We start from the raw sequence: 23,029 nt of genomic DNA, 5'->3' as shown, positions 1-23,029 counted from the left end.
GAGCCTGGTCAAGGACCGCACCTAGTGTTCCAGACGGGTCAGCACCGACCCGAACCGTGCGCGCCCGTGGCCGCTGTTCCGGTGGACGCGAGCGGATACCCATCTCGAAAGGGAACACAGTGAAGTTCAAGAACGTCGCCGCCGTGGGGGCCATCGCCCTCGTCTCGGCTGTCGCCCTCAGCGCTTGCGCGTCCGACTCGTCCGGCACGCCGTCGACCTCCTCCGCCTCTGCGACCACCCCCGCCGTCGACTACAGCTCGCTGTCCGGCACCATCACCGCCGGCGGCTCGAGCGCGCAGGCGAACGCCCAGGCCGCATGGACGACCGCGTTCACCGCCCAGGCCAAGGGTGTCACCATCAACTACGACAAGTCGCAGGGCTCCGGCGGTGGCGTCACCAACTGGCTCGCCGGCTCGTACGACTTCGCGGGCTCCGACTCGCCCCTGAACGCCGACCAGACCACCCAGTCGCAGACCCTCTGCGGCCCCGATGGCGCGATCAACATCCCCGTCTACCTCGACGGCGTGGCGATCATCTACAACCTCCCCGGCACCACCGACCTGAAGCTCTCGTCGGCGACCCTCGCCAAGATCTTCGCGCTGCAGATCACCGACTGGAGCGACCCGGCGATCGCCGCCGACAACGGCGGCAAGGCCCTCACGGCCGGTCCGATCACCACCGTGACCCGTTCCGACGGCTCCGGCACCACCGCGACCTTCACGAACTACCTGTCGGCCGTGCAGCCGAGCATCTGGACCAACCCGGCCAGCAACAAGTGGCCCATCGAGGGCACCTCGGCTCAGCAGGGCGGCTCCGGCGTCGTGAACACCGTCAAGGCCGGCTCGGGCACCATCGGCTACGCCGACCACTCCGCCATCGGCGACCTCACCGCGGCCTCCATCCAGGTGGGCACCGGCAAGGACTTCTCCGAGTTCTCGGCCGAGGGCGTCACCAACGCCTTCGCAGCGGGCGCGACCCCGGTCACCGGCGGGGCCAATGGCGACCTCGCACAGAAGATCGACTACACCAAGATCACCGACGCGGACTCCTACCCGATCCCGCTCGTGTCGTACGACATCCTCTGCACCACCTTCAAGGACGCCACCCAGGCGGAGCTGACGAAGTCGTACATCGGCTTCATCGCCTCCGACGCGGGCCAGCAGGTCGCCGCGAAGAACGCGGGCTCCGCTCCGCTGCCGGCCGAGCTGCTCGAGAAGATCAAGACCAGCCTCGAGCTCGTCAAGTAGGTCCCGCACCACACCCCACCGGCGTCCGCTCGCCTAGAGCGACCCCCTCGAGAAAGAGAACCGTGAGCGAGAAGACAGCTGTCCGGAACCTTCCGAATGGTGTCGCATCCAGCGAGCGGACGTCGTCCGGTGGATCCACGCGTGGGTCCGGATCCTCAGGGTCCGGATCCACGCGGGTCAAGGCACGTCCCGCCGACCGCATCTTCAAGGGCCTGTCGACCGCATCCGCGGCCTCGATCATGGTCATCCTGGCCGGTGTCGCGATCTTCCTGATCGTGCAGGCGGTCCCCGCGATCTCGGCCGACTGGCAGAACAATCCCGACCTCAACTCGGGCCCCACCGGCGGCTACGGGAACTTCTGGTCGTACGTCGGCCCGCTCATCTGGGGAACCATCTGGGCCTCGTTCCTCGCCCTCATCATGGGCGCGCCGGTCGCGATCGGCATCGCCCTCTTCATCTCCCACTACGCCCCCCGCCGCGTCGCCGGCGTGCTGGGCTACATGGTCGACCTGCTCGCCGCCGTGCCGTCGATCGTGTTCGGACTCTGGGGCATCATCGTCATCCGCCCCTTCCTGCTCCCCCTGTCCGACTGGCTCAACACCTACCTCGGCTGGATCCCGATCTTCGGCGGCCAGGTCTCCACCACGGGATCGACGATCTTCGCCGGCGCGATCGTCCTCGCCGTCATGATCCTGCCGATCATCACCTCGATCTCGCGCGAGATCTTCCTGCAGACCCCCCGCCTCCACGAGGAGGCGGCCCTGGCGCTGGGCGCCACCAAGTGGGAGATGATCCGCCTCGCGGTCTTCCCCTACGCCCGCTCCGGCGTCGTCAGCGCGACGCTGCTGGGCCTCGGCCGCGCGCTCGGCGAGACGATGGCCATCGCGCTCATCATCTCCCCCGCGATCATCGTGTCGGTGCGGATGCTCACCGAGGGTGAGAACTCGCAGACCATCGCCGCGAACATCGCCCTGAACTTCCCGATCGCGACGACCCTCCAGCGCGAGGCGCTCATCGCGACCGGCCTCCTCCTCTTCGTCATCTCGCTCGCGGTCAACATGATCGCCCGCTGGATCACCGCGCGGTCGGCTCCCGGGTCGATGAGCAAGCGGAAGAAGCGACGGCTGACGCAGCTGCCCCCGTCCGACTCGGCGACCGTCCTCGCCACCGACGCGGCCGCCAGCCCCGTGAGCCTCCGCGACGCCGACGCCGCCTCCAAGGGCGAGGTGCTCGGCGACGCGGACGAGGTCGACATCGAACGCGATCGCAACCCGGAAGGACGCGACCAGTGACCGCCATCAGCCCGCGGCGCCCCAGCGGCCCGATCACGAACACCCTCACCACGGGCCAGCTGCCCCGCTACGTCGAGTGGTACACGCTCGCCGGCGCGGCCGCCGTCAGCGCGGTCATCCAGCTGCTCGCCGGGTTCAGCATCACCGGATGGCTGGTCCTCACGGCGGTGCTCTACATCGCCGCCCTCGCGATCCTCTCCTCCGTGGTCGAGAACCGCCGCAAGGCGCTCGACCGCGTGGTGCGCGGCCTCGTCACCGTCGCCTTCCTGCTGGCGCTCATCCCGCTCGTGTCCACGGTCTACACCGTCTTCACCAACGGCATCGGCGTCATCAACTGGAACTTCGTCACGCAGACCACCGGGTCGGTCTTCAACCCCGAGACCTTCGAGGTCACCACCCAGGTCGGCGCGCTGCAGGCGATCGTCGGCACGCTCATCATCACCGGCATCGCCGCGCTCATGTCGATCCCTATCGGCATCCTCACCGCCATCTACCTGGTCGAGTACGCACAGCCGAGGCACTGGATGGCACGGACCGTGACGTTCCTCGTCGACGTCATGACGGGCATCCCGTCGATCGTCGCCGGCCTCTTCGCGTTCTCGCTGTTCTCGCTCATCGTCGGGCCGAAGGCGTTCTCCGGCTTCTCCGCGTCCGTCGCCCTCTCGGTGCTGATGATCCCGATCGTGGTGCGCTCCTGCGAGGAGATGCTGCGTCTGGTCTCGAACGAGCTGCGCGAGGCCTCGTACGCGCTCGGCGTCTCGAAGTTCCTCACCATCGTGAAGGTCGTGCTGCCCACGGCGATCGCGGGCATCATCACCGGTGTCATGCTGTCGATCGCGCGCGTGATCGGCGAGACCGCTCCGATCTTCATGGCGGCGAGCTTCACCGACAACTTCAACGCCAACCCGTTCGACGGCCCGATGCAGACCCTCCCGGTGATGGCGTACGTCGGCTACAAGTTCCCCAGCCAGGACATCGACGCCTCCAACGCCTCGGCGTGGGGCGCGGCCCTGCTCCTGGTGATCCTCGTCATCATCCTCAACCTCATCGCCCGCATCGTCGCGAAGGTCTTCGCGCCCAAGGGCGCCCGCTAGCACCCGATCGCATACAGAGAGAGCACACTGCATTGTCGAAGCGAATCGAAGTCAACGACCTCAACGTCTACTACGGCGACTTCCTCGCCGTCGAAGGCGTCTCGATGCAGATCGAGCCCCGCACGGTGACCGCGTTCATCGGCCCGTCCGGCTGCGGGAAGTCGACCTTCCTCCGCACGCTCAACCGCATGCACGAGGTCATCCCCGGCGCCCACGTCAAGGGCGAGGTGCTCGTCGACGGCAACGACCTCTACGCCAACGGCGTCGACCCGGTGCTCGTGCGCCGACAGGTCGGCATGGTGTTCCAGCGGCCGAACCCGTTCCCCACCATGTCGATCCGCGAGAACGTCCTCGCCGGGGTGCGCCTCAACAACAAGCGCATCTCGAAGTCCGACGCCGACGACCTGGTGGAGCGCTCGCTCCGCGGCGCGAACCTCTGGAACGAGGTCAAGGACCGTCTCGCCCTCCCCGGTTCGGGCCTGTCGGGCGGTCAGCAGCAGCGTCTCTGCATCGCCCGCGCGATCGCGGTCTCCCCCGACGTGCTCCTCATGGACGAGCCCTGCTCGGCGCTCGACCCGATCTCGACCCTCGCCATCGAGGATCTCATCGAGGAGCTCAAGCAGGACTACACGATCGTCATCGTGACCCACAACATGCAGCAGGCCTCCCGCGTCTCCGACCGCACCGCGTTCTTCAACATCGCCGGCACCGGCAAGCCCGGGAAGCTCATCGAGTACGACGTCACCTCGACGATCTTCTCGAACCCCGGCGTGCAGGCCACTGAGGACTACGTCTCGGGCCGCTTCGGATGATCCGCAGCCTGTGAACGACGAAGGCCCCGCATCCGGTTCTCGGATGCGGGGCCTTCGTCATGAAGTCGGGAGCCGGGCCGCAGAACGCCTCTCGGCGGAAGGCCGCTCGGAGCGGCTGAAATTGGAGCCCGGGGTTACTGCGACCCGACCGCGTACTACCCTACCTTCACTCCAGCGAGCCGCTACGCCAGAGCCTGGCAGAACCCGCAAGATCGCCTCCGTACTCCTCGAATCGGGCGGCGCGGGTCGTCAGCTCGCTCCCCCGCGCCGGGTCGAGCACCTCGGCGTCGTCGGCCAGCGACGCCCAGCCCTGGGCCATGATCCGGCAGAACGCGGCGGCCCGGTCGAGGGCGACGGCGAAGTCGCCCGTGAAGACGCCCCGCAGGATCCGGTCGGCGAGGTCGGTGACCTCCTTCGGGCCCGTCGGCGTCTCGGCCCCCGCCACGACCGCGTCGATGGTGCGGAGCAGGTCGGTGCCGCGGGTGAACGTGAAGCTGGTCTGCTCGGGATCCTGCCGGATGAGCGCCCGCAGCAGGTAGAGCCGCCACAGGCTGCCCGGGAGACTGCGCGGTGCCGAGCGTGACCACAGCTCGGCGATCGCGTCGATGCCGTGTTCGTCGGTGAACGCCACGAGCCGCTGGACGACCTCCTCGTCGGGCGTCTCGCGCACGCGGTTGAGGAGGGCGTTCGCCGTCTCGTGCGCCATGCGGGAGATCTGCGCCGGGTCGTCGCCGCCCTGGAAGGACTCGAACGCGCTCGAGCCGAACAGCACGGGCTTGCGGAAGTCGTCTGTCACCCGCCCAAGGCTAGGCCCTCCCTGCCCGCCCCGCTCCCGATCACGCTCCTCGCGAACCCCGGCCCGCGCGCGGCGCGGCGCGGGCCCGCGCGGGGGGGGGGGGGGCTGGATCTGACACTCGTGGCGACCTGTTCGGGTGGGAGCCCACCACGACTGTCACATCCGCGCGGCGGCAGCCCACCACTCGGGTACTCTGGACCCATCGGGCCTGTAGCTCAGTTGGCAGAGCATCGGACTTTTAATCCGCGGGTCGTGGGTTCGAGCCCCACCGGGCCCACAGTCGCACGCGTCCGCCCGGCGTAGGCTCGCCGGCATGAGCGCTGCCGCCCCGTACACGTTCCGCGCCTCCGTGGAGGCGATCGACGCGAGTCACCCCCTCCAGGCGCCCTGGCACTACGACCAGTCGATCACCGCGCCCCGGCTGGAGAGGCTGGAGGCGAAGGCCGCGTTCTACGCCGACTACATCGAGTACCTCGAGCGCCGGATCGCCGCCCTCGAGGCCCGCCTCCCCGCCTGAGCCACCCCCGGCGGGTCCGCACCAATTCGTTGAGTGGTACCATATCTCGTACGAGTGAGGAGGAGATCATGGCGATCACGGCGAGCGAGGCGCGCAGCGACCTCTTCGGTCTCATCGAGCGTGTGAACCTCGACCAGACCGAGATCGAGATCACCTCGAAGCGCGGATCCGCGGTGCTCATGTCGAAGGACGAGTACGACGCGCTGGTCGAGACGACCTACCTGCTCCGGTCACCCAAGAACGCCCGACGCCTTCTCGAGGCCATGGACAGCGCGCGTTCCGGCGAGGTCGTGGAACACGACCTGACCCGTGAGTGAGCGCAGGCTCGCCTGGACGGCCGGCGCCTGGCAGGACTACCTCTACTGGCAGAACCAGGACCGACGCACGCTCCGTCGCGTCAACCTGCTGATCGACGACGTCCTGCGTGACGATCCGTTCGACGGCATAGGCAAGCCAGAGCCACTGAAGCACGCCCTCGCCGGAGCCTGGTCACGACGGATCGACGAGGCCAACCGCCTCGTCTACCTCGTCGACGGCGATCTCGTCGTGATCCTCCAGGCCCGCTACCACTACTGATGCCACCGGACGTCCGAGCCGACTAAGCGGCGGGCGGGGTGGGTTCGGGGGTGAGGGTGAGGTCGCCGCCGTTGGCGCGGGTGAGGAGCTCCTCGAGCCACGCGCGGTTGATGGGGTGCGGGCGCGCCTCCTCGAAACGGAAGCGCATCGGGATCGACGGGTGGATCCAGAGGGTCTCGCGGCCGCTGCCCCGGCTGGTGTCGATCGACCAGGAGAGGGAGAACGGCTCGCGGTTGCGGATCTTCGTGACGATGACGATCCGCAGGTGCGCCAGGATCCGGTCGTCGAACTCGATCTCCGCCGCCGACGGACCGTAGATGAGGGTGCCCAACGCTCGAGTGTGCCGCTTCCCGTGATTCAGGAGGGGCAGGGAGCCCCTCTGAATCGGAGCCTACAAAAAGAGGACTCAGCCCAGAAAATCGAGAAGAGGGGCTTGACAGCGAGGCCGTCGAGAACGACTGCTCAGGAGAAGTCGCCCAGCGGGTTCGGCACCGGATCGCCCGGCGAGGGCTCGGGGACGAGCCGCATGTCGCCCTTGTTCGCGGTCCTCGTGAGTGCGTCGATCCACGCCCGGTTGAGCTGCGGCGGGCGGCCGCCGAAGAAGCGGAAGCGCAGCGCGATGGAGGGGTCGAGCCAGATCGTCTCACGGCCGCTGCCCTGCGCGTGCTCGAGCTCCCAGGAGAGGGTGAACGACTCGCGCCGCCGGAGCTTGCCGACGATGACCACCTTCAGATGTGCGAGCAGGCGGTCGTCGAACTCGAGCTCGGAGCCGTCCGCTCCGTAGTACAGCACGCCCATCAGTCGCCTTCCGTCCCCTCGATCCTACGCGCGCCCTCGGATGCCCCAGGAGAGCGTCCACGTCTCCCCCGGCGCCAGCCAGCGCAGGCCCTCCCCCGAGTTGAACGCGTCCGCCGGCGCGGTCATCGGCTCGAGCGCCACCGCACGCCTGCCTCCCGACGACGGAGGGAACGACCGCGGCGTGAAGACCTGCACGTACCCGAAGTCGGGATCCGCCCACAGCTCGGTCGCCCGCCCGTCGGGCGCGGCGAGCGTCTGCACGAAGCGACCGTCCTCCTCCGCGAGCCCCGCGTAGGCGTGGTTCACGTCGAGGTCGGCCACGAGGCGTCCGGCCGACAGGTCGGCGTCCGTCCCGGCCACGCTCTCGCTGCCCGTCGGGATCTGGGCCTCGTCGACGACAAGACGGCGCTCCGCGCGAACGGTCAGCGTGCACTCGTCGAGCGGGGTGTCGCCCACCCGCAGGTACGGATGCGCGCCCACGGCCACCGGCGCCTCCGACGGCCCGCGGTTCACGATGGTGTGGGTGACGGTCATCCCGTCGGCGGTGAGGCTGTGCTCGACGAACGTCTCGAGGTGGAACGGGTACCCGTGCTGGGGGAACACGGAGGCGGTCTGCAGCGACCGATGCGCCTCCTGCTCCACGAGCCGGTACTCGGTGTTCCGCAGCAGCCCGTGGCTGGCATTGCCGAGCTTCGGCTCCGTGATGTCGAGCTGCTGCTCCGCGCCGCGGTACGTCCAGCGGCCACCCGCGATGCGGTTCGGCCAGGGTACGAGCACGATCCCGGCCGCCTGCGGCGCGATCTCGTCCTCCCCGTAGTGCTCGACGAGGGCGTGCCCGTCGCGCTCCAGCATGCGGATGCCGGCGGCCAGCTCGGTGACGATCGCCCTCACGGAGTGGCCGTCGGCGTCGAGGGACAGCAGGTACTGGGAACCGGTCGCAGCGCTCACGCGCCCAGCCTAGCCCCGGGCCGCTCTAGGGCCCGGGGCTGGGCGCAGTCGCGGTCGCGGCCGTCAGGCGAGCGAGCGCTCGGCCGCGGCCACCACGTTCGCGAGGAGCATCGCACGGGTCATCGGACCCACACCACCCGGGTTCGGCGACAGGAAGCCCGCCACCTCGGCCACTGCCGGGTCGATGTCACCCGCGAGCTTCGCCTTGCCCGACTCGGTCACGCCCACGCGCGTGACACCCACGTCGAGCACGGCCGCGCCCGGCTTCACCCAGTCGGGCTTGACCAGGTGGGGCACGCCGACGGCGGCGACCACCACATCCGCTCGCCGCACCTCGGCCGCGAGGTCGGGTGTGCGTGAGTGCGTGAGCGTCACCGTCGCGTCGACGCCCTTGCGGGTGAGGAGGAGGCCGAGAGGGCGGCCGACGGTGAGTCCGCGGCCGATCACGACCACGTGCTTGCCGGGGAGGGTGATGCCGTTGCGCTCCAGCAGCTCGACGATGCCCGCCGGGGTGCACGGCAGCGGCGTCTGCAGCTCGCCCTCGACCCCGAGCACGAGCTCGCCGAGGTTCGTCGGATGCAGGCCGTCGGCATCCTTCGCCGGGTCGATCCGCAGCAGGGCGGCGTGCTCGTCGATGCCCTTCGGCAGGGGCAGCTGCACCAGGTAACCGGTCACGGCCGGGTCGGCGTTCAGAGCGTCGATCGCGGCGAACACCTCGTCCTGTGTGGCGGTCGCCGGCAGGTCGACGCGGATCGACTCGATGCCGACCTCCGCCGAGTCGCGGTGCTTGCCGCCGACGTAGCTGACCGAGCCAGGATCCTCGCCCACGAGGAGCGTGCCGAGGCCGGGGACGAGCCCCTGCTCGCGCAGGCGAGCGACGCGCTCAGCCACCTCGGCCTTGATCGCCGCCGCAGTGGCGATCCCGTCGAGGCGAGCCGCTACCACTGCTCGAGGCCCGGGTAGAGCGGGAACGCCTCGGTGAGGTTCTCGACGCGCTGGCGCAGCGCGGCGACATCCGGGTTCGGCGTCAGGGCCGCGGCGATGATCTCGGCGACCTGCGCGAACTCCTCGTCGCCGAACCCGCGCGTGGCGAGGGCCGGCGTGCCGATGCGGAGACCCGAGGTGACCATCGGCGGACGCGGGTCGAACGGCACGGAGTTGCGGTTGACGGTGATGCCGACCTCGTGGAGGAGGTCCTCCGCCTGCTTGCCGTCGAGCTCCGACTCGCGGAGGTCGGCGAGCACCAGGTGCACGTCGGTGCCGCCGGTGAGGACGTCGACGCCGGCCGCGCGGGTGTCGTCGGCGGTGAGGCGCTCGGCGAGGATGCGGGCACCGCGGAGGGTGCGCTCCTGGCGGTCGACGAACTCGGGCTCGGCAGCGAGCTTGAACGCCGTGGCCTTCGCCGCGATCACGTGCATGAGCGGTCCGCCCTGCTGGCCGGGGAAGACGTTGCTGTTGAGCTTCTTCGCGATGTCGGCGTCGTTGGAGAGGATGAAGCCGGAGCGCGGGCCGCCGATGGTCTTGTGCACCGTCGACGAGGTGACGTCGGCGTACGGCACGGGCGACGGGTGCAGGCCCGCGGCGACGAGACCGGCGAAGTGGGCCATGTCGACCCAGAGCTTCGCGCCCACCTCGTCGGCGATCGCGCGGAACGCGGCGAAGTCGAGCTGACGCGGGTAGGCCGACCAGCCGGCGATGAGCACCTGCGGACGATGCTCGAGCGCCTTCTCGCGCACCACGTCCATGTCGACCCGGAAGGTCTCGGGGTCGACGCCGTAGGCGACGGCGTTGTAGAGCTTGCCCGAGAAGTTGAGCTTCATGCCGTGGGTGAGGTGGCCGCCGTGGGCGAGCTCGAGGCCGAGGATGGTGTCGCCGGGCTGAGCGATGGCCGAGAGCACGGCCGCGTTGGCGGACGCACCGGAGTGCGGCTGCACGTTCGCGAAGCCCGCGCCGAACAGCGCCTTCGCGCGGTCGATCGCCAGCTGCTCGGCGACGTCGACGTACTCGCATCCGCCGTAGTAGCGACGGCCGGGGTAGCCCTCGGCGTACTTGTTGGTCAGCACCGACCCCTGCGCTTCGAGCACGGCGCGGGGGACGAAGTTCTCGCTCGCGATCATCTCGAGCGTGGAACGCTGGCGGCCGAGCTCGAGCTCGAGCACACGGGCGATCTCGGGATCGACCGAGGAGAGCGGGTCGGTGAAGGTGGAGGGCAGGCGGTCGGACAAGGCTGGCTCCTTCGTGACAAGACGGACTTGGGTGAAGTCGGATTCCGTATCGACCCAGGCGCGCGGCCGAATCCCTGTCATCGCTCCCCGATGGTGACCATCTGAGCGCCAGTTGCGACGAGTCGAGCCTACCGCACGCTCCCGCGCTGCGACCAGGCGGTGAGCACGGGACTGACGGCCAGCAGGACGATCGAGACGGCGAGGCAGCCGAGGAACACCCAGGCGAGGCTGCCGAGCCCCGCGACGTCGAGCATGATCGCGCCGACGATCGCTCCCCCGCCGATGCCGGTGTTGAACGCGGTCGAGTAGAACGCGCTCGCCTGGTCGCGGACGCCCGGCGACGCCACGTGCATGAGCTGCGTCGCCAGCAGGGTCGGCACCATGCCGAACACGATGCCCCACAGGGTGAACGCCGCGAGCGCCGGCACCGGGTCGGAGGGGAACAGTCCGAGGATCACGATCGACAGCGCGGTGAGGGCGAGACCGAGGAACAGTCCTCGCCGCGGTCGCTTGCCGAACACCCATCCGCAGAGCAGCACACCGACCGCACCTCCCGCGCCGTAGACGAACAGGAGAGTGCCGATCTGCTCGTTCGGGACTCCCACCATGTCGGTGAGGAACGGCACGATGTAGGTGTAGAACGTGTAGTTGCCGATCATGGTCACCGCGGCGAGCACGCAGACGAGCGCGATGCCCGGGATGCTCGGGTCGAACCGGTGAGTGCGCTCGGAGCGCTTCACCGGATCCGGCCGAGTCACCCTCGGCAGCAGGAACCAGAGGAGCACCGCGCCGAGCAGCGCCAGCACGCCGATACCGATGAACGGGATGCGCCATCCGAGCGCGAGGCCGACGGCGCTCGAGACCGGCACGCCGAGCACGAACGCCAGGGTCCCGCCCGCGGTGGTGATCGAGACCGCGCGTCCGAGCTGCTCCTTCGGCACCAGGTAGGCGGAGTACGCCCCCACCACCGACCAGAACACCCCGTGCGCCATGCCGGAGAGCACTCGGATCACGAAGAGCGCCTCGAAGCTCGGGGCGAGCGACCCGGCGATGCTCAGGATGCCGACGGCGATGATGACGCCGATGAGCAGCGTGTGCCGCCGCACCCGGCGGAAGACGAAGCTCAGCGGGACGCTCGTGACGACGACCGCGAACGCGAACGCGCTGACCAGGAGACCGGTCTGCGACTGGCTCACGCCCAGATCTGTGCTCATCTCGGGCAGGAGGCCCGTCGGGATCATCTCGGCCGTGACCGAGAGGAAGACGGCGGAGGCCAGCACGAGCAGGCCGCCCCACGGGAAGGTCGGGTTCTTGGTCACGGTCGGGATGGACATCGTCCTCGTCATCGGCGCACCACGCAGTGATCTGGTGAACGGCGGACAGAGGATGCCTGGATCGGCTGCCTGGCGACCCGACGTCGTCGGCCGCAGAGAGCGAGCCGACCACACGCCCTCGCACATGCCCGGGGCCGAACGGGATGGCCCGGCCACTCGATATCCTATCGGGGTGCCCTGGACGGGCAAGCCGACAAGAGGAGCCGCGTGACGACACCGCACAACCACTGGGTGCTCACCTTCGTGTGCGCCGACCAGCCCGGCATCGTGCACGCCGTGAGCGGGGTCGTGGTCGCCTCGGGCGGCAACATCACCGAGAGCCAGCAGTTCTCCTCCGCCGACACCGGGCGCTTCTTCATGCGCCTGCAGGTCGAGACGCCCGCGACCCGGGCCGAGCTCGAGGCGGCGTTCGCACCCGTCGTCGAGCGCTACGACCTCGACTTCCGCCTCGACGTCGTCGGGCGGCCGCTGCGCACGCTCGTGCTCGCGTCGACGGCCGCGCACTGCCTCAACGACATGCTGTTCCGCCAGCGCGCGGGCCAGCTGCCGGTCGAGATCCCCCTCGTGATGTCGAACCACGGGGTGCTCCGCGATCTGGCCGGGTTCTACGACGTGCCGTTCGAGGCGCATCCTGTCACCGATGCGGCGTCGAAGGCGGCGTTCGAGGATCGCGTGATGCGCGTCGTCGAGGAGCACGACATCGAGCTCGTCGTGCTCGCGCGGTACATGCAGATCATCTCGCCGGAGCTGTGCGAGAGGCTCGCGGGTCGACTGATCAACATCCACCACTCCTTCCTCCCCGGATTCAAGGGGGCGAACCCTTACAAGCAGGCGCACGCGCGCGGCGTGAAGCTCATCGGCGCGACGGCCCACTTCGTGACCAGCGACCTCGACGAGGGCCCGATCATCGAGCAGAACGTCGTGCGCGTCGATCACACGCGCACCCCGGCCGAGCTGGTCTCGATCGGGCAGGACGAGGAGAGCCGCACCCTCTCGACCGCGGTGAAGTGGTTCGCCGAAGACAGGGTGCTGCTCGACGGCGCCCGCACGATCATCTTCCGCTGATGGGGGTGCTCGAGCCGCTGCTGCCGGAGCTGGTCGCCGCGCGGCTGCGCGCGATCACGCTCGTCGCATTCGTGTGGGATGTGGTGCGCTACCTCGGGGTCACGCTGATCACCGGATCGGCGGCGGTCGGCGTGCGCGCGAGCGACGGCTCGATCCCGCCCGTGCTGGTCACGGTGATCGCCCTCATCGTGGTGGCGGCCCTCTACGCGTGGGTCTTCGTCGGCCTTCACCGCCGCCGCCGCTGGGCCCGCGTCGTGGGCACGGTCTTCGCGGGCGTCTCGCTCGTGGCGTCGGCGATCCAGGTGGCCGACCTCTTCACCAGCGACGCCCTCTACGGCGCCACCGCGATCCTCACCCTCGCCATCGACGTCGCCTTCCTCCTCACCGCCTGGCTCCCGCCCCGCCCCACCCGCCCCACCCGCGCCCCCGCAGTCTGACCGCCGCTGGTTTCGCGCCCTGTATGACGTGTCGCGGGGTCATCGGGCACGCGAAAGGTCGAAGAGGCAGCGAAACCAGGATGCCGCTCGGCGGCGCGGACGGTGGTCAGTCGTCGGTGAGGAGGCCCTCGGAGAGGGCTCGGGCGCGGAGGGCCATCTTGCTGCTGACGTCGATGCCGGCGCGGCGGTGCTTGTCGCGGATGCGCTTGAGGTGCGAGCGGACCGTCTCGCCGCTGACGTGGAGGGTCACGGCGACCTGCTTGACCGACTGACCGGATCCGTAGAGCGCCATCACGCGTCTCTCCTGGTCGGTGAGCACCAGAGCGGAGGCCGGCGACGCCTCGAGCGCGGCGCTCAGCCGCGGCGACAGGAAGGAGCCGCCCGCGGCGGCGGTGCGCACCGCCTCGACGATGGTGCCTGCGTCCTCGCTCTTCAAGAGGTACCCGCGGGCGCCCGAGTCGAGGGCGTCGCGGACGATCGCGGGCTCCGAGTACGTGCTCATCACCACGACGGCGACGCCCGCCGTGTGGAGTGCGCGGAGCTTCACCGCCACGGGCAGCCCGTCACGCAGGTCGAGATCGAGCAGCGCCACGTCGACGGGGAACGCCGGATGCGCGAGCAGGTCGGGCCAGCTCGCGACCGCGGCCACGACCTCCACGTCATCGGCCGACGACCGCACCCACTCGCTGAGGGCGGCCAGCAGCATCCGATGATCGTCGATGATCGCGAGGCGGAGGGGTGCAGGCATCGAGGTCGAGAGTAGCAACGCGGCACCGCGTCTGGCGGATCCGCCCCGCTCGGGGGGTGAGCGCGATGCCACAGGCGGGTGCGTGATCGTTATCGTCGGGGTGTGGGCAACGCGGACGAGGACGGCGCCTCCGGCGCGCGACCCCGGATCGGCGACATCATCGACGACGGCCAAGCGGGCCGGGTGGGCATCGTGTGCGCCCAACGACTCGGTCTCGTATTCGCCGCGGCCTCCGCCGCGACCGTTCTCGTCCCCGCGATCGAGCAGCCGTCGAGATACCTCGCCACACTGGTCGGCCTGCTCGTCATGCTCGTGGGCTTCGCACTGCTCACCAGCAGAGCCGCGTGGTGGGCGGCGACCGGGACGTACCTCGCGGGGCTGGCCACGCTCGCCTCTCTCGCCTCCTTCCCCGTCTACGACTTCACGGCCGTGGCCACGGTCACGGCGGTGTCGTCGTTCGTGATCCCCTCGCTCCTGCTCGCCATCCCCGACTCCCGCATGCTCGTCAGAGCCGCTCTCCCCGCCGCCGTGCCCGTGACCGTCACCGCGGTCGTCGCGAGTCTGGGCTCGGGCCGGGCGGTCTTCGTCGCGATCGCCATCCTCGGCGGCTGGGTCGCCTGCACCTGTGCGGGCATCTGGGTGCACCGGACCGAACGCCAGGCCGTGGTCGGAGTGGAGCAGCTCCGACGCGCCTACGCCGCCGAACGACGCTCGGTCGAGGCGGAGGCGGAGCTCCGGCACGAGGCGAGGACCATGCACGACACCGTGCTCGCCACGCTCACGCTGATCGCGCACGGGGGTCGCGGCGTGCCGGCCGAGACCCTCCGCGCCCAGGCCTCCGCCGACCGGGACCTCCTCCGCCAGCTGCGCACATCGGGTTCGACCGTGTCGAACCCTCGTCAGCCGGCGCCTCCCCCGGTGATGGAAGGTGCAGAGGACCCCACGGACCCCGCCCGCCCCGCCGAAGACGCCGGCGACCTTCCGCGCTGGGCATCGCTGGCACGCAGGCACCAGGCGCTGGGACTCTCGGTCGCGTGGCACGGCGTGCCGCAGCTCGACGACTCCGCATCCCATCTCTCCGAGCTCGCCGCCGCGGTGTCGGAGTGCCTCGAGAACGTCCGGCGCCACTCCGGTCAGCACGAGGCGGAGGTGACGCTGAGCCAGGACGACGATCGCACCCGGGCGGTCGTCACCGACCTCGGATGCGGGTTCGTGCCCGAGCAGGTTCCCGCGGGCCGACTGGGGCTGGCCGAATCGGTCCGCGCCCGACTCGACGCCGTGCACGGGACTGCCCGGATCTTCTCGTCGCCGGGCCGGGGCACGACGGTGCTGCTGGAGGTCCCTCGACGATGAGCACCACCAGGACAGACGCCGAGCGCGGACCCCTCAGCAGCCACCTCGAGGTCACCCGCGCCGGCCCGGCCGCGATCGGCTGGCAGCGCGCGCGCTTCCGTCTCGACCGCAGCCTCAGCGGCGGATACCTCGGCATCGGGTTCGTCATCCTCGGATCGCTGCTGATGGTGCGGGGGCTGTCGTCCCTCGGCTGGTCGTGGTCCGGGTCACCCTGGCGGGTGCTCTCGGTCGTGTCGTGGCTGATCCTGGCGGTCGTGCTCGTCGTCGTGGTGGTGTCGTCGCGTCGACGGGCCGGGCTCGTCTCGCCGACGGTGTCCATCCTCGTCGACACGGCCGGGGTGGCCGCCGTGCTCATCGACCTCACCGCGCTGCTCCTCGACGCCGCGTCAGGCGACGGCAGCGCGACGTTCTACCCGACAGCGACCGTGGGCTTCGGTGCGTGCCTTCTCGCCAGCCTCCCCGCGCAGCCGCTGAGTCGCTCGGCGTTCGGAGGCGTCCTCCTCGTCATCGTCGGTGGCGCCGGAGTGGCGGTGGGCTGGCTCGTCGACCCCGCGAGCGTTCCGGTGAGCGTGAACAACCTCGTGATCGGCGCCGCCCCGGTCTTCGCCTTCATGCTGATGCTGAGTGCGACGGATGCGCGGCTCGGCGTCCTCATCGATCAGGCCGTCGCCGACAGCCTGATCCCCGCCCCACCCACCGGGCACGGCGTCTCGGCCGCATCCCACCTCCGCACGCTCGACGACGAGGCGGAGCAACTCCTCGATCGGGTGGCGAGCGCACCGCCAGGGACGGACATCGATCCCGCCACCGCTGCGCTCGCCGGCGCGCTCGGCGACGAGCTTCGCGCCGCGCTCCGGGCCGACCACGAGCTGAGCTGGCTGCAGATCGCGATCTCGGAGTCGGAGCGGCTCAGCGGCGCGGTCGTCCTCGACGACGATGCGGCCGCCGTGAAACGCCTCGCCGCAGACCAGCGGAGCACTCTGCTGGCGCTGGTCTGGCTGCTGTCCGCACTCCGGTCGGCGGCGCCGTCGCCCGCGGCCGCCACGGCCCTCGACGTCCGCGTCGAGCCCGCCGCGCCAGGCGACGACACCGCCCTGATCATCACGCTGTCGCGGCCCGGCACACGCGCCCAGTCGATCGACAACGCCGCGTGGCCGCTCTTCACCCGGCTCGGCCGCTACACCATCGACGTCACCGCCGACCGCGTCGCCGTCGCCGTGCACGTGCTGCTCCCGCGCACGAGGGTCACCGCCACCGCGTAGAGCGCGCCCTCGAGGCGCGGCGCTGCCGGCGGGACGGAGACCTCAGAGGATGGTCGGCTGCCAGAGGGGCTTGTGGGCGTACGCGTAGCGGTAGTAGTCCGCGTTGACGAGGAGCGAGGCCGCCTCCTCGTCGACGACGACGGTGGCACGCGGATGCAGCTGGATGGCCGAAGCGGGCACCGAGGCGCTCAGAGGGCCCTCCACCGCATCCGCCACCGCCCTCGCCTTGCCCGCGCCGAAGGCAAGGAGCACCAGGCGGCGGGCGCGGAGGATGGTCCCGAGACCCTGGGTGATGCAGTGCAGCGGCACCTCCGACGGGGAGGCGAAGAACCGGGCGTTGTCGGCGCGCGTCTGCGCCGTCAGCGTCTTGACGCGGGTGAGTGAGCCGAACGACGACCCCGGCTCGTTGAAACCGATGTGGCCGTCGGTGCCGATGCCGAGGAGCTGGAGGTCGATGCCGCCGGCCGCCTCGATGGCCGCCTCGTACCGCTCGCCGGCCGTCTCGATGCCGATGGTGCGGCCGTCGGGCACATGTACCGCCTTGGGGTCGAGCCCGAGGGGGCGCAGCACCTCGCGCTGGAGGACGGACGCGTAGCTCTCGGGATGCGACGAGGGCAGCCCCACGTACTCGTCGAGCGCGAAGGCACGGAGCCGGGAGAGGTCGAGACCTGCGCGGACCCGCTCGGCCAGGGCCCGGTACACGGGCAACGGGGTCGACCCGGTGGCGACGCCGAGCACCGACGACGGGGTCGCGGCGACCATCCGCTCCACCGCCTCGGCCACCAGCGCACCCGCGACCTCGGACGTCGGGACGATGATCACTTCAGCCACGACACCACCCTCTCATCGCGGTGCTCGCCGAGGCTGACGACGGGATGGGAGGTGCCGGCGCCCACGAGCGCCGCACCCACCGCGGCGGCGGGGAACCCGGCGGGCACGACCCGGACCCGCTCGGGCAGGCCGAGCGAGGCCAGGAACGGAGAGTCGGCCGCCCATCCGCCCAGAACCGCGCGCACGCTCTCGAGCAGCCAGTCGCCCAGGGCGCTGAGCCCGCCGCCGATCGTGACCGTGTCGACGTCGAGGGTGAGCACCAGCACCCGTACGGCAGCCGCGACGTTCTCGATGAACGAGTCGCGGATGCGCACGGCGTCGCCGTCGCCTCCCTCGGCGGCGGCGAGAAGCGACCGGACGGGGATCGGGTCGTCGGACGGCCACTGACGGGCGATCGCCGATCCCGAGGCGACGGTCTCGAGGCAGCCCCGCTGTCCGCACGGGCAGAGGACGCCGTGAGGGTCGACCGGGATGTGACCGATCTCCCCCGCCGCTCCGCGAGCGCCCCGCCACAGCCGCCCGTCGATGACGAGTCCGGCGGCGAGCCCCGTGCCCAGGTTGAGGTAGGCCATCGAGCGGTCCTGCCGGGTGCCGGGAAGCAGGTGGTAGGCACCGAGCGCGGCCGCCTTGACGTCGTTCTCGACCGAGACCGGCACCCCGATCCGCTCGCTCACGCGCACACCGAAGTCGAGCTCGTCCACGCCGAGGTTGACCGCGTGCCAGACGTGCCCGGTGGCCGTGTCGACCTGGCCGGGGATGCCCACGCCGATCGAGTCGAAGGCGGCGGGCTCCAAGCCCGCCTCCGCCGCGATGCGGTCGATGAGCGTCACCGCGGTGGCCACCACCGCGTCGGCGCCGAGGCCGGTGGCCGCTCGCACCCTGTGGGCGAGCGCGCCGGAGTCATCGAGGACGACGGCGTCGGTCTTGGTGCCGCCGATGTCGAGTCCCAGTCTCACGAGGTCACCCTCCCCGTGGAGCCGCTCATCGCGGAGAGCAGCCCGTCCGCCAGAGCCGCCCCCACCGCGGCCGAGCCGCCGAAGGTGGCGATCTCCGCGGAGTCGTCGTCGGCGGGCCATCCCATGTCGATCGAGACCACGGCCGGATGCTCCGACCTGAGCCGCGCGATCATCTCGCGGGCGTCCGGGCGCCGGGCGTTGTCGCGACCGATGAAGAGCGCACCCGCCGTGGGGTCGAGCGTGATCCGCCCCGCCGACCAGTCCGTCGCGTCGACCGCAGCGAGCCGCGGGTCGGCCGCCGCGAGCGCGTCGAAGGGACCCCACGGGACGTCGCCGACGGCCACGTTGGGGATCGCGTCGTGGCGGACCACGACCCATCGGTCCAGCGAGGCCAGCGTGTCCGAGACGCCTGCGGCCCAGCGGAACGCACGGGCGAGCGTCTCCGTTGCGAGGCCCGACGCAGACGCCTGCGTCTCGGTGTCGCGCCGAGACCGGTGCAGCGCCGAGACCCGCTCGGCGGCCTCGCACACGCGCTCCTCCCCCACCTCCCCGGCGGAGACCGCGTCTCCGATCGCGCGCGCCACTCCCCGCATCTGCTCCTCGGTGTTGCGGGTGCCGATGCAGAGCAGGTCGCTCCCCGCGGCGAGGGCCCGCACCGCCGCGGCGGGGATGCCGATGTCGCGGCTGGCCCCGGCCATGTCGAGGGCGTCGGTGACGACGACCCCCTCGAATCCGAGCTCGTCGCGCAGGATGCCCTGCAGGATGCGCGCGGAGAAGGTCGCGGGGACCCCGTCGTCGACCGAGGCGACCACGATGTGGCTCGTCATCACTGCGGCGACACCCGCCCCGACGCAGGCCGCGAAGGGCGCCAGCTCGCGGGCACGCAGGGTCCCGGCATCGACGTCGATGGCGGGCAGGTCGAGGTGCGAGTCCTGCGCGGTGTCGCCGTGCCCCGGGAAGTGCTTCACACACGCGGCCACGCCCTGCGACTGCAGCCCCTCCACCCACGCGACCGAGTGCCGCGCGACCAGCTCCGGGTCGGCGCCGAAGCTCCGGATCCCGATCACCGGGTTGAGAGGGTTGGAGTTGACATCCACATCCGGCGCGAGGTCGAGGTCGATCCCCACGGCGGCCAGCTCGGCCCCGACCGCCGCACCGACCGAGCGTGTCGCGTCGACATCGTCGAGCCGTCCCAGCACCGCGTTGCCCGGGAACGGCGCGCCCCGGTCGTAGTAGAGGCGGGTCACGTCGCCACCCTCCTCGTCGACGGCGATGACCGCGGCCGGATTGGCAGCCCGGATCGCCGCGGTGAGGGCCCGTAGCTGCCCGGTCGAGACGATGTTCTCGCCGAACAGGCATACGCCCGCAAGACCCTCGCCGAGCATCCGCTCGACCCAGTCGGGCAGCTCGGGGCCCGCGAAGCCGGGCAGCAGGGTGCCCAGCACGGTGCGCTCGTTCATCCCTTCACCGCCCCGCTGACGAGACCCGATGTCATGCGTCCCTGCACGATGAGGAAGAAGACGATGACGGGGATGGCCATCAGCGTCGACCCGGCCATGATCGCGGCCCAGTTCGTGGTGCCCGTCTCGACCTGGAACGTGCGCAGCCACACCGGAAGCGTCATCATCTCAGGCCGCGACATCACGACGAGCGCGAGCAGGAACTCGTTCCAGGCCTGGATGAACCCGAACACGCCGGTCGCGATGAGCCCGGGGGCCAGCAGCGGGAACGTGATCCGCCAGAACGCCGAGGTACGGCTGCAGCCGTCGATCATCGCGGCCTCCTCGAGCTCCACCGGGACGCCGTTGACGAAGCCGCGGAGAGTCCAGATCGTGAACGGCAGGACGGTCGCGACATAGACGAGGGTGAGGCCGGCGATCGTGTTGAGGAGGTTCCAGCCGTCGAGCACCCGGTACGTCGACACGATCATCGCCTCAGCGGGGATCATCTGGATGATGAGGATCGCGACGATGAAGCCCCTGCGGCTGCGGAACCGGTAGCGGGTCACGGCGAGAGAGGCGAGGAACGCGAACACCAGCGCGATCACCACGGTGGCGACCGTGACGAGCAGCGAGTTGCCGAGCGCGGGCAGGAACGGGGCCCGCGAGGGGTCGAAGAGCACGGTGCGGAAGTTCTCGAGCGTGAAGTTCACCGGGAAGAAGTTCGGCACGCTCCCCCGGATCTCGTCGTTCGGCTGGAACGCCGAGATGAGCATCCAGTAGACGGGGAAGACGGAGCAGAGGAAGACCACGACCGCGACGGCGGAGAGGGCGATCGTGGTGGCACGGCGGCGGGTCACAGCTCCTCCTCCTTCAGCGTGCGGCGCACGTAGTAGAGCGAGATCGCCATCATCAGGATCACCATGATCACGGCCATCGCCCCGCCCGCCCCGTAGTCCCCCGAGCCGACGGAGGTCTGGTAGATGTAGACCCCCAGCGTGGAGGTCTGCTCGCGGATCCCGCCGATCCCCTGAAGTGCGAAGATCTGCGTGAAGACTCGGAGATCCCAGATCACCTGCAGCACGGTCACCACGATGAAGATCGACCGCAGGTACGGGAACACCACGAGCCGGAATCGCTGCCACCCGCCCGCGCCGTCGAGCTGCGCGGCCTCGAGCACCTCGTCGGGCACCTGCGTGAGACCGGCGTAGACGGTGAACGCGACGAACGGGACCGCACCCCAGACCACGATCACGGTGGCGACGGCGAAGAAGCTGATCGGCTCGATGAGCCAGGAGTGTCCGCCCCAGTCCGATCCGGAGAGCTGGCCGACCACGTAGTTGACCACGCCGTACTGCGTGTCGAACATCCAGCCCCACACGATCACCGCGGTGAGGGCGGGCATCGCCCAGGCGAGCAGGAGCCCGACCGAGACGAGCAGGCGGAAGAAGCGGTTCAGCCGCGTCATGAGGAGGGCGATGAGCGTGCCCAGCACCATCGTCACGGCGACGTTGACGGCGCAGAACGCGATGCTCCGGCCGAGCACCGCCCAGAACTGCGGGTCGGTGAGGATGCGCACGTAGTTGTCGAAGCCGACGAAGGGCGCGGGGGCGCCGAAGACCTGGGCGCGGCCGAACTCCTGGAACGACATCACGAACAGCTGGATGAGCGGCCAGCCGATCACCACGGCGAGGATGATGCAGGCGGGCACCAGCAGGGCGGCGGGGGCGAGCCCGCCGGCACGACGGCGCCGGCGAGGGCGCTTGCCCGACCCCGGGAGGGTCTGCGGCACCTGCTGCACCCCTCCGGACTCGTGCTCCCGCACCAGGGTCACGGACGTTGACATGACGGACGGCTCCTCGCGTGATCCGGCGAATACGATGGGTGTGCCTTCACCTCCTAGGGCGAGGGCATCTGGGCCGGTGGGGACGGTGCTGCAACACCGCCCCCACCGCGCGTGAGTGGCGTCAGCCGTTGAGGATCGAGTCGATCTTCTGGTCGAGCGCCTTGGCGAGCGTGGGCACGTCGCCGCCCTGGGCGATCTGCACGAAGAAGTCCTGCAGAGCCCCGGAGGCCTCGACGTCGGCCCACTTCGGCGACGCCGGGGTGAGCTTCGCGTTCGCGGCCGCGGCCGTGGTCGCCTGGGCGACCTCGTCGGTCCCGATGGTGTCGCCGAGCGAGAGCTTCGCGGGGACGAGACCGTTCTCACCGAGGATGGTCTGGTACTGGTCGCTCAGCATGATCTCGAGCGCGTCCTTCGCCAGGTCGGGGTGGGCCGACTTCGCGGCGACCGCCACGTTCGATCCGCCGGCGAACACCTGCGCCGCGCCGCCGTCCTTGCCCGGGAGGGCGAAGACGCCGAGGTTCGACTCCTGGTCGGCGCAGCCCGGGGTCTCCGAGTCGGCCGGCGCGAGGATCGACCACTTGATCCAGCTGGGCGCCGAGAGCATCGCGATCGTGCCCCCGCAGTACGGCACCTGCGCATCCGCCTCGTTGCCGTCCTTCGGGGCGACCGATGCGGTGGTCATGACCTTCTGCACCTGCTCGAGACCCTTGATGGACTCCGGGCTCGAGAAGGTCGACTTCCAGGTGTCGCCATCCTGGACCGCGATCTCTCCGCCGTTCTCCCAGATGTAGGGGAGCGCGTTGTACCAGTCCTGACCCGGGAAGTAGATGCCCGAGACGCCGGGGTTGGCCGCGGCGAGCGCCTGTCCGTCCGCGACGTACTCGTCGAGGGTGGTGGGCGGCTGCAGCCCGGCCGCCGCGAGCAGGTCCTTCTTGTAGAACACCAGGCGCGATCCCGAGTAGTAGGGAGCGGCGTAGAAGGTGCCGTCGTAGGTGCCCGCCTCGACGAATCCCGGGAGCAGGTCGTCGCCGCCGAGCGCGTCGTACTCGTCGGTGAGCGGGAGGAACGCGCCCGCCGACGTGAAGGCGGCGGCCTGCGTGTTGCCCACCTCGACGACGTCGGGGCTGTCCGACCCGGAGAGGCTCGTGGTCAGCTTGTCGACCAGGCCGGTCCACGACTGCTCCTCGATGGTCAGCGTCGACCCCGGGTGATCCGACTCGAACGTGGTCTTCAGGTAGTCGCGCGCTTCATCGGGGGTGTCGCTCCCGACGAGCCAGACGCGGATGTTCGCGCCCTCCGCGTCGGCGGAGCCCGATCCCGAGCTGCTCGCGCAGCCCGCGAGCGCCAGCGCCGCCGAGACGCCGATGGCGGCGACGGCGAGTGCCTTCTTCCTCATGGTGTTCACCTTTCCTAGGGCGATGGATGTGTCGTGATGCGTGCCAGCTGGGATCTG

The 23,029-nt window shown here is 70.4% G+C and carries 26 protein-coding genes, 1 tRNA gene and 1 riboswitch; of the genes, 12 read left to right on the top strand and 15 right to left on the bottom strand.

Translation table 11 applies throughout. The annotated features are described in order from the left end of the window. The first annotated feature begins 119 nt into the window (after positions 1-119). On the top strand, positions 120-1,247 hold the full coding sequence (locus ACFJGV_RS17365; protein ID WP_378145339.1) for a phosphate ABC transporter substrate-binding protein PstS: 1,128 nt from the start codon (positions 120-122) through the stop codon (positions 1,245-1,247). On the opposite strand, the gene ACFJGV_RS17360 is transcribed toward ACFJGV_RS17365, so the two are convergent. Beyond that, positions 1,240-1,494, bottom strand: a complete 255-nt coding sequence (locus ACFJGV_RS17360) for a hypothetical protein (RefSeq protein ID WP_378148797.1) — start codon at positions 1,492-1,494, stop codon at positions 1,240-1,242. The genes ACFJGV_RS17365 and ACFJGV_RS17360 overlap by 8 nt on opposite strands. On the opposite strand from ACFJGV_RS17360, the gene pstC reads away from it, so the two are divergent. The 3 genes from pstC to pstB are packed head-to-tail and all read left to right on the top strand — an operon-like array spanning position 1,448 to position 4,445. Next, positions 1,448-2,539 (top strand): phosphate ABC transporter permease subunit PstC, encoded by a 1,092-nt coding sequence (gene pstC, locus ACFJGV_RS17355; RefSeq protein ID WP_378148765.1) that lies wholly within the window; start codon positions 1,448-1,450, stop codon positions 2,537-2,539. The two genes, ACFJGV_RS17360 and pstC, sit on opposite strands and share 47 nt — an antisense overlap. Continuing rightward, entirely contained in the window at positions 2,536-3,633 is a 1,098-nt protein-coding gene (gene pstA, locus ACFJGV_RS17350; protein WP_378145338.1) for a phosphate ABC transporter permease PstA, read from the top strand. Before pstC ends, pstA begins: the two co-directional genes overlap by 4 nt. 32 nt (positions 3,634-3,665) lie before the next feature. After that, positions 3,666-4,445, top strand: a complete 780-nt coding sequence (pstB, locus tag ACFJGV_RS17345) for a phosphate ABC transporter ATP-binding protein PstB (protein WP_378145336.1) — start codon at positions 3,666-3,668, stop codon at positions 4,443-4,445. A gap of 166 nt (positions 4,446-4,611) precedes the next feature. Here the strand turns inward: pstB and ACFJGV_RS17340 are convergent, their stop codons facing one another. Continuing rightward, positions 4,612-5,241: a DNA-directed RNA polymerase subunit beta gene (locus ACFJGV_RS17340; RefSeq protein WP_378145335.1), complete on the bottom strand. Its 630-nt coding sequence runs from the start codon at positions 5,239-5,241 to the stop codon at positions 4,612-4,614. A gap of 204 nt (positions 5,242-5,445) precedes the next feature. On the opposite strand from ACFJGV_RS17340, the gene ACFJGV_RS17335 reads away from it, so the two are divergent. From ACFJGV_RS17335 to ACFJGV_RS17320, 4 genes are all read left to right on the top strand, one after another. Continuing rightward, positions 5,446-5,518: transfer RNA gene (locus tag ACFJGV_RS17335), tRNA-Lys, on the top strand. A 36-nt stretch (positions 5,519-5,554) separates the two neighbouring features. Continuing rightward, on the top strand, positions 5,555-5,758 hold the full coding sequence (locus ACFJGV_RS17330; RefSeq protein ID WP_378145333.1) for a hypothetical protein: 204 nt from the start codon (positions 5,555-5,557) through the stop codon (positions 5,756-5,758). Positions 5,759-5,826: 68 nt separating this feature from the next. After that, positions 5,827-6,075 (top strand): type II toxin-antitoxin system Phd/YefM family antitoxin, encoded by a 249-nt coding sequence (locus ACFJGV_RS17325; protein ID WP_378145331.1) that lies wholly within the window; start codon positions 5,827-5,829, stop codon positions 6,073-6,075. Next, entirely contained in the window at positions 6,068-6,334 is a 267-nt protein-coding gene (locus ACFJGV_RS17320; protein ID WP_378145330.1) for a Txe/YoeB family addiction module toxin, read from the top strand. The genes ACFJGV_RS17325 and ACFJGV_RS17320 overlap by 8 nt, the downstream gene beginning before the upstream one ends. 22 nt (positions 6,335-6,356) lie before the next feature. Here the strand turns inward: ACFJGV_RS17320 and ACFJGV_RS17315 are convergent, their stop codons facing one another. The 6 genes from ACFJGV_RS17315 to ACFJGV_RS17290 all read right to left on the bottom strand — a co-directional run bounded on the left by ACFJGV_RS17315 (position 6,357) and on the right by ACFJGV_RS17290 (position 11,639). Continuing rightward, complete coding sequence (locus tag ACFJGV_RS17315) at positions 6,357-6,665, bottom strand: hypothetical protein (protein WP_378145328.1); 309 nt, start codon at positions 6,663-6,665, stop codon at positions 6,357-6,359. A gap of 131 nt (positions 6,666-6,796) precedes the next feature. Then, positions 6,797-7,132 (bottom strand): hypothetical protein, encoded by a 336-nt coding sequence (locus tag ACFJGV_RS17310; RefSeq protein ID WP_378145327.1) that lies wholly within the window; start codon positions 7,130-7,132, stop codon positions 6,797-6,799. A 24-nt stretch (positions 7,133-7,156) separates the two neighbouring features. Then, positions 7,157-8,080, bottom strand: a complete 924-nt coding sequence (locus ACFJGV_RS17305) for an aldose 1-epimerase family protein (RefSeq protein WP_378145326.1) — start codon at positions 8,078-8,080, stop codon at positions 7,157-7,159. Positions 8,081-8,143: 63 nt separating this feature from the next. Continuing rightward, the gene (locus tag ACFJGV_RS17300) at positions 8,144-9,025 is read right to left on the bottom strand and encodes a bifunctional methylenetetrahydrofolate dehydrogenase/methenyltetrahydrofolate cyclohydrolase (RefSeq protein WP_378145325.1); all 882 of its coding nucleotides are present in this window, start codon (positions 9,023-9,025) and stop codon (positions 8,144-8,146) included. Then, positions 9,019-10,305: a serine hydroxymethyltransferase gene (gene glyA, locus ACFJGV_RS17295; protein WP_378145323.1), complete on the bottom strand. Its 1,287-nt coding sequence runs from the start codon at positions 10,303-10,305 to the stop codon at positions 9,019-9,021. The genes ACFJGV_RS17300 and glyA overlap by 7 nt, the downstream gene beginning before the upstream one ends. A 45-nt stretch (positions 10,306-10,350) precedes the next feature. Further along, positions 10,351-10,431, bottom strand: a riboswitch (ZMP/ZTP riboswitch). A gap of 2 nt (positions 10,432-10,433) precedes the next feature. Next, complete coding sequence (locus ACFJGV_RS17290; protein ID WP_378145322.1) at positions 10,434-11,639, bottom strand: MFS transporter; 1,206 nt, start codon at positions 11,637-11,639, stop codon at positions 10,434-10,436. Positions 11,640-11,846: 207 nt separating this feature from the next. On the opposite strand from ACFJGV_RS17290, the gene purU reads away from it, so the two are divergent. Both purU and ACFJGV_RS17280 read left to right on the top strand, forming a co-directional pair. Beyond that, the gene (gene purU / locus ACFJGV_RS17285; protein WP_378145320.1) at positions 11,847-12,704 is read left to right on the top strand and encodes a formyltetrahydrofolate deformylase; all 858 of its coding nucleotides are present in this window, start codon (positions 11,847-11,849) and stop codon (positions 12,702-12,704) included. After that, a complete protein-coding gene (locus ACFJGV_RS17280; RefSeq protein ID WP_378145319.1) occupies positions 12,704-13,141 on the top strand; it encodes a hypothetical protein in 438 nt (145 codons plus the stop codon). The genes purU and ACFJGV_RS17280 overlap by 1 nt, the downstream gene beginning before the upstream one ends. A gap of 106 nt (positions 13,142-13,247) precedes the next feature. Here ACFJGV_RS17280 and ACFJGV_RS17275 read toward each other — a convergent pair whose 3' ends face one another. Continuing rightward, entirely contained in the window at positions 13,248-13,889 is a 642-nt protein-coding gene (locus tag ACFJGV_RS17275) for a response regulator (RefSeq protein ID WP_378145317.1), read from the bottom strand. A gap of 102 nt (positions 13,890-13,991) precedes the next feature. Here ACFJGV_RS17275 and ACFJGV_RS17270 point away from each other — a divergent pair, with 102 nt between their 5' ends. Together ACFJGV_RS17270 and ACFJGV_RS17265 are read left to right on the top strand one after the other, a co-directional pair. Beyond that, the gene (locus ACFJGV_RS17270) at positions 13,992-15,242 is read left to right on the top strand and encodes an ATP-binding protein (RefSeq protein ID WP_378145315.1); all 1,251 of its coding nucleotides are present in this window, start codon (positions 13,992-13,994) and stop codon (positions 15,240-15,242) included. Beyond that, entirely contained in the window at positions 15,239-16,504 is a 1,266-nt protein-coding gene (locus ACFJGV_RS17265) for a hypothetical protein (RefSeq protein ID WP_378145313.1), read from the top strand. Before ACFJGV_RS17270 ends, ACFJGV_RS17265 begins: the two co-directional genes overlap by 4 nt. Positions 16,505-16,546: 42 nt before the next feature. Here ACFJGV_RS17265 and ACFJGV_RS17260 read toward each other — a convergent pair whose 3' ends face one another. The 6 genes from ACFJGV_RS17260 to ACFJGV_RS17235 form a co-directional block, all read right to left on the bottom strand. Next, positions 16,547-17,335 (bottom strand): glucosamine-6-phosphate deaminase, encoded by a 789-nt coding sequence (locus ACFJGV_RS17260; RefSeq protein WP_378145311.1) that lies wholly within the window; start codon positions 17,333-17,335, stop codon positions 16,547-16,549. Next, positions 17,323-18,291: an ROK family protein gene (locus ACFJGV_RS17255; protein WP_378145309.1), complete on the bottom strand. Its 969-nt coding sequence runs from the start codon at positions 18,289-18,291 to the stop codon at positions 17,323-17,325. Before ACFJGV_RS17255 ends, ACFJGV_RS17260 begins: the two co-directional genes overlap by 13 nt. Further along, positions 18,288-19,751, bottom strand: a complete 1,464-nt coding sequence (nagZ, locus tag ACFJGV_RS17250; RefSeq protein ID WP_378145308.1) for a beta-N-acetylhexosaminidase — start codon at positions 19,749-19,751, stop codon at positions 18,288-18,290. The genes ACFJGV_RS17255 and nagZ overlap by 4 nt, the downstream gene beginning before the upstream one ends. Beyond that, positions 19,748-20,590 carry a carbohydrate ABC transporter permease gene (locus ACFJGV_RS17245; protein ID WP_378145307.1) on the bottom strand — a complete coding sequence of 281 codons (843 nt, stop codon included), beginning with the start codon at positions 20,588-20,590 and terminating at the stop codon, positions 19,748-19,750. The genes nagZ and ACFJGV_RS17245 overlap by 4 nt, the downstream gene beginning before the upstream one ends. Next, the gene (locus tag ACFJGV_RS17240; protein ID WP_378145306.1) at positions 20,587-21,576 is read right to left on the bottom strand and encodes a carbohydrate ABC transporter permease; all 990 of its coding nucleotides are present in this window, start codon (positions 21,574-21,576) and stop codon (positions 20,587-20,589) included. The genes ACFJGV_RS17245 and ACFJGV_RS17240 overlap by 4 nt, the downstream gene beginning before the upstream one ends. Positions 21,577-21,697: 121 nt before the next feature. After that, positions 21,698-22,972 (bottom strand): extracellular solute-binding protein, encoded by a 1,275-nt coding sequence (locus ACFJGV_RS17235; protein ID WP_378145304.1) that lies wholly within the window; start codon positions 22,970-22,972, stop codon positions 21,698-21,700. Between the last annotated feature and the right edge of the window lie 57 nt (positions 22,973-23,029).

The sequence above is a fragment of the Cnuibacter sp. UC19_7 genome (assembly GCF_042699995.1).
Lineage (GTDB): Bacteria > Actinomycetota > Actinomycetes > Actinomycetales > Microbacteriaceae > Cnuibacter.
This window is presented reverse-complemented; position numbering and strand designations above follow the sequence as displayed.

What these genes read in the sequence shown, in the direction of transcription:
- ACFJGV_RS17360 (WP_378148797.1), bottom strand. Translation starts at nt 1,494, where the DNA reads ATGACCATGATCGAGGCCGCGGATGCGGTCGACAGGCCCTTGAAGATG.
- ACFJGV_RS17330 (WP_378145333.1), top strand. Translation starts at nt 5,555, where the DNA reads ATGAGCGCTGCCGCCCCGTACACGTTCCGCGCCTCCGTGGAGGCGATC.
- ACFJGV_RS17325 (WP_378145331.1), top strand. Translation starts at nt 5,827, where the DNA reads ATGGCGATCACGGCGAGCGAGGCGCGCAGCGACCTCTTCGGTCTCATC.
- ACFJGV_RS17310 (WP_378145327.1), bottom strand. Translation starts at nt 7,132, where the DNA reads ATGGGCGTGCTGTACTACGGAGCGGACGGCTCCGAGCTCGAGTTCGAC.
- ACFJGV_RS17290 (WP_378145322.1), bottom strand. Translation starts at nt 11,639, where the DNA reads ATGTCCATCCCGACCGTGACCAAGAACCCGACCTTCCCGTGGGGCGGC.
- ACFJGV_RS17280 (WP_378145319.1), top strand. Translation starts at nt 12,704, where the DNA reads ATGGGGGTGCTCGAGCCGCTGCTGCCGGAGCTGGTCGCCGCGCGGCTG.
- ACFJGV_RS17275 (WP_378145317.1), bottom strand. Translation starts at nt 13,889, where the DNA reads ATGCCTGCACCCCTCCGCCTCGCGATCATCGACGATCATCGGATGCTG.
- ACFJGV_RS17265 (WP_378145313.1), top strand. Translation starts at nt 15,239, where the DNA reads ATGAGCACCACCAGGACAGACGCCGAGCGCGGACCCCTCAGCAGCCAC.
- nagZ (WP_378145308.1), bottom strand. Translation starts at nt 19,751, where the DNA reads ATGAACGAGCGCACCGTGCTGGGCACCCTGCTGCCCGGCTTCGCGGGC.
- ACFJGV_RS17240 (WP_378145306.1), bottom strand. Translation starts at nt 21,576, where the DNA reads ATGTCAACGTCCGTGACCCTGGTGCGGGAGCACGAGTCCGGAGGGGTG.
- ACFJGV_RS17235 (WP_378145304.1), bottom strand. Translation starts at nt 22,972, where the DNA reads ATGAGGAAGAAGGCACTCGCCGTCGCCGCCATCGGCGTCTCGGCGGCG.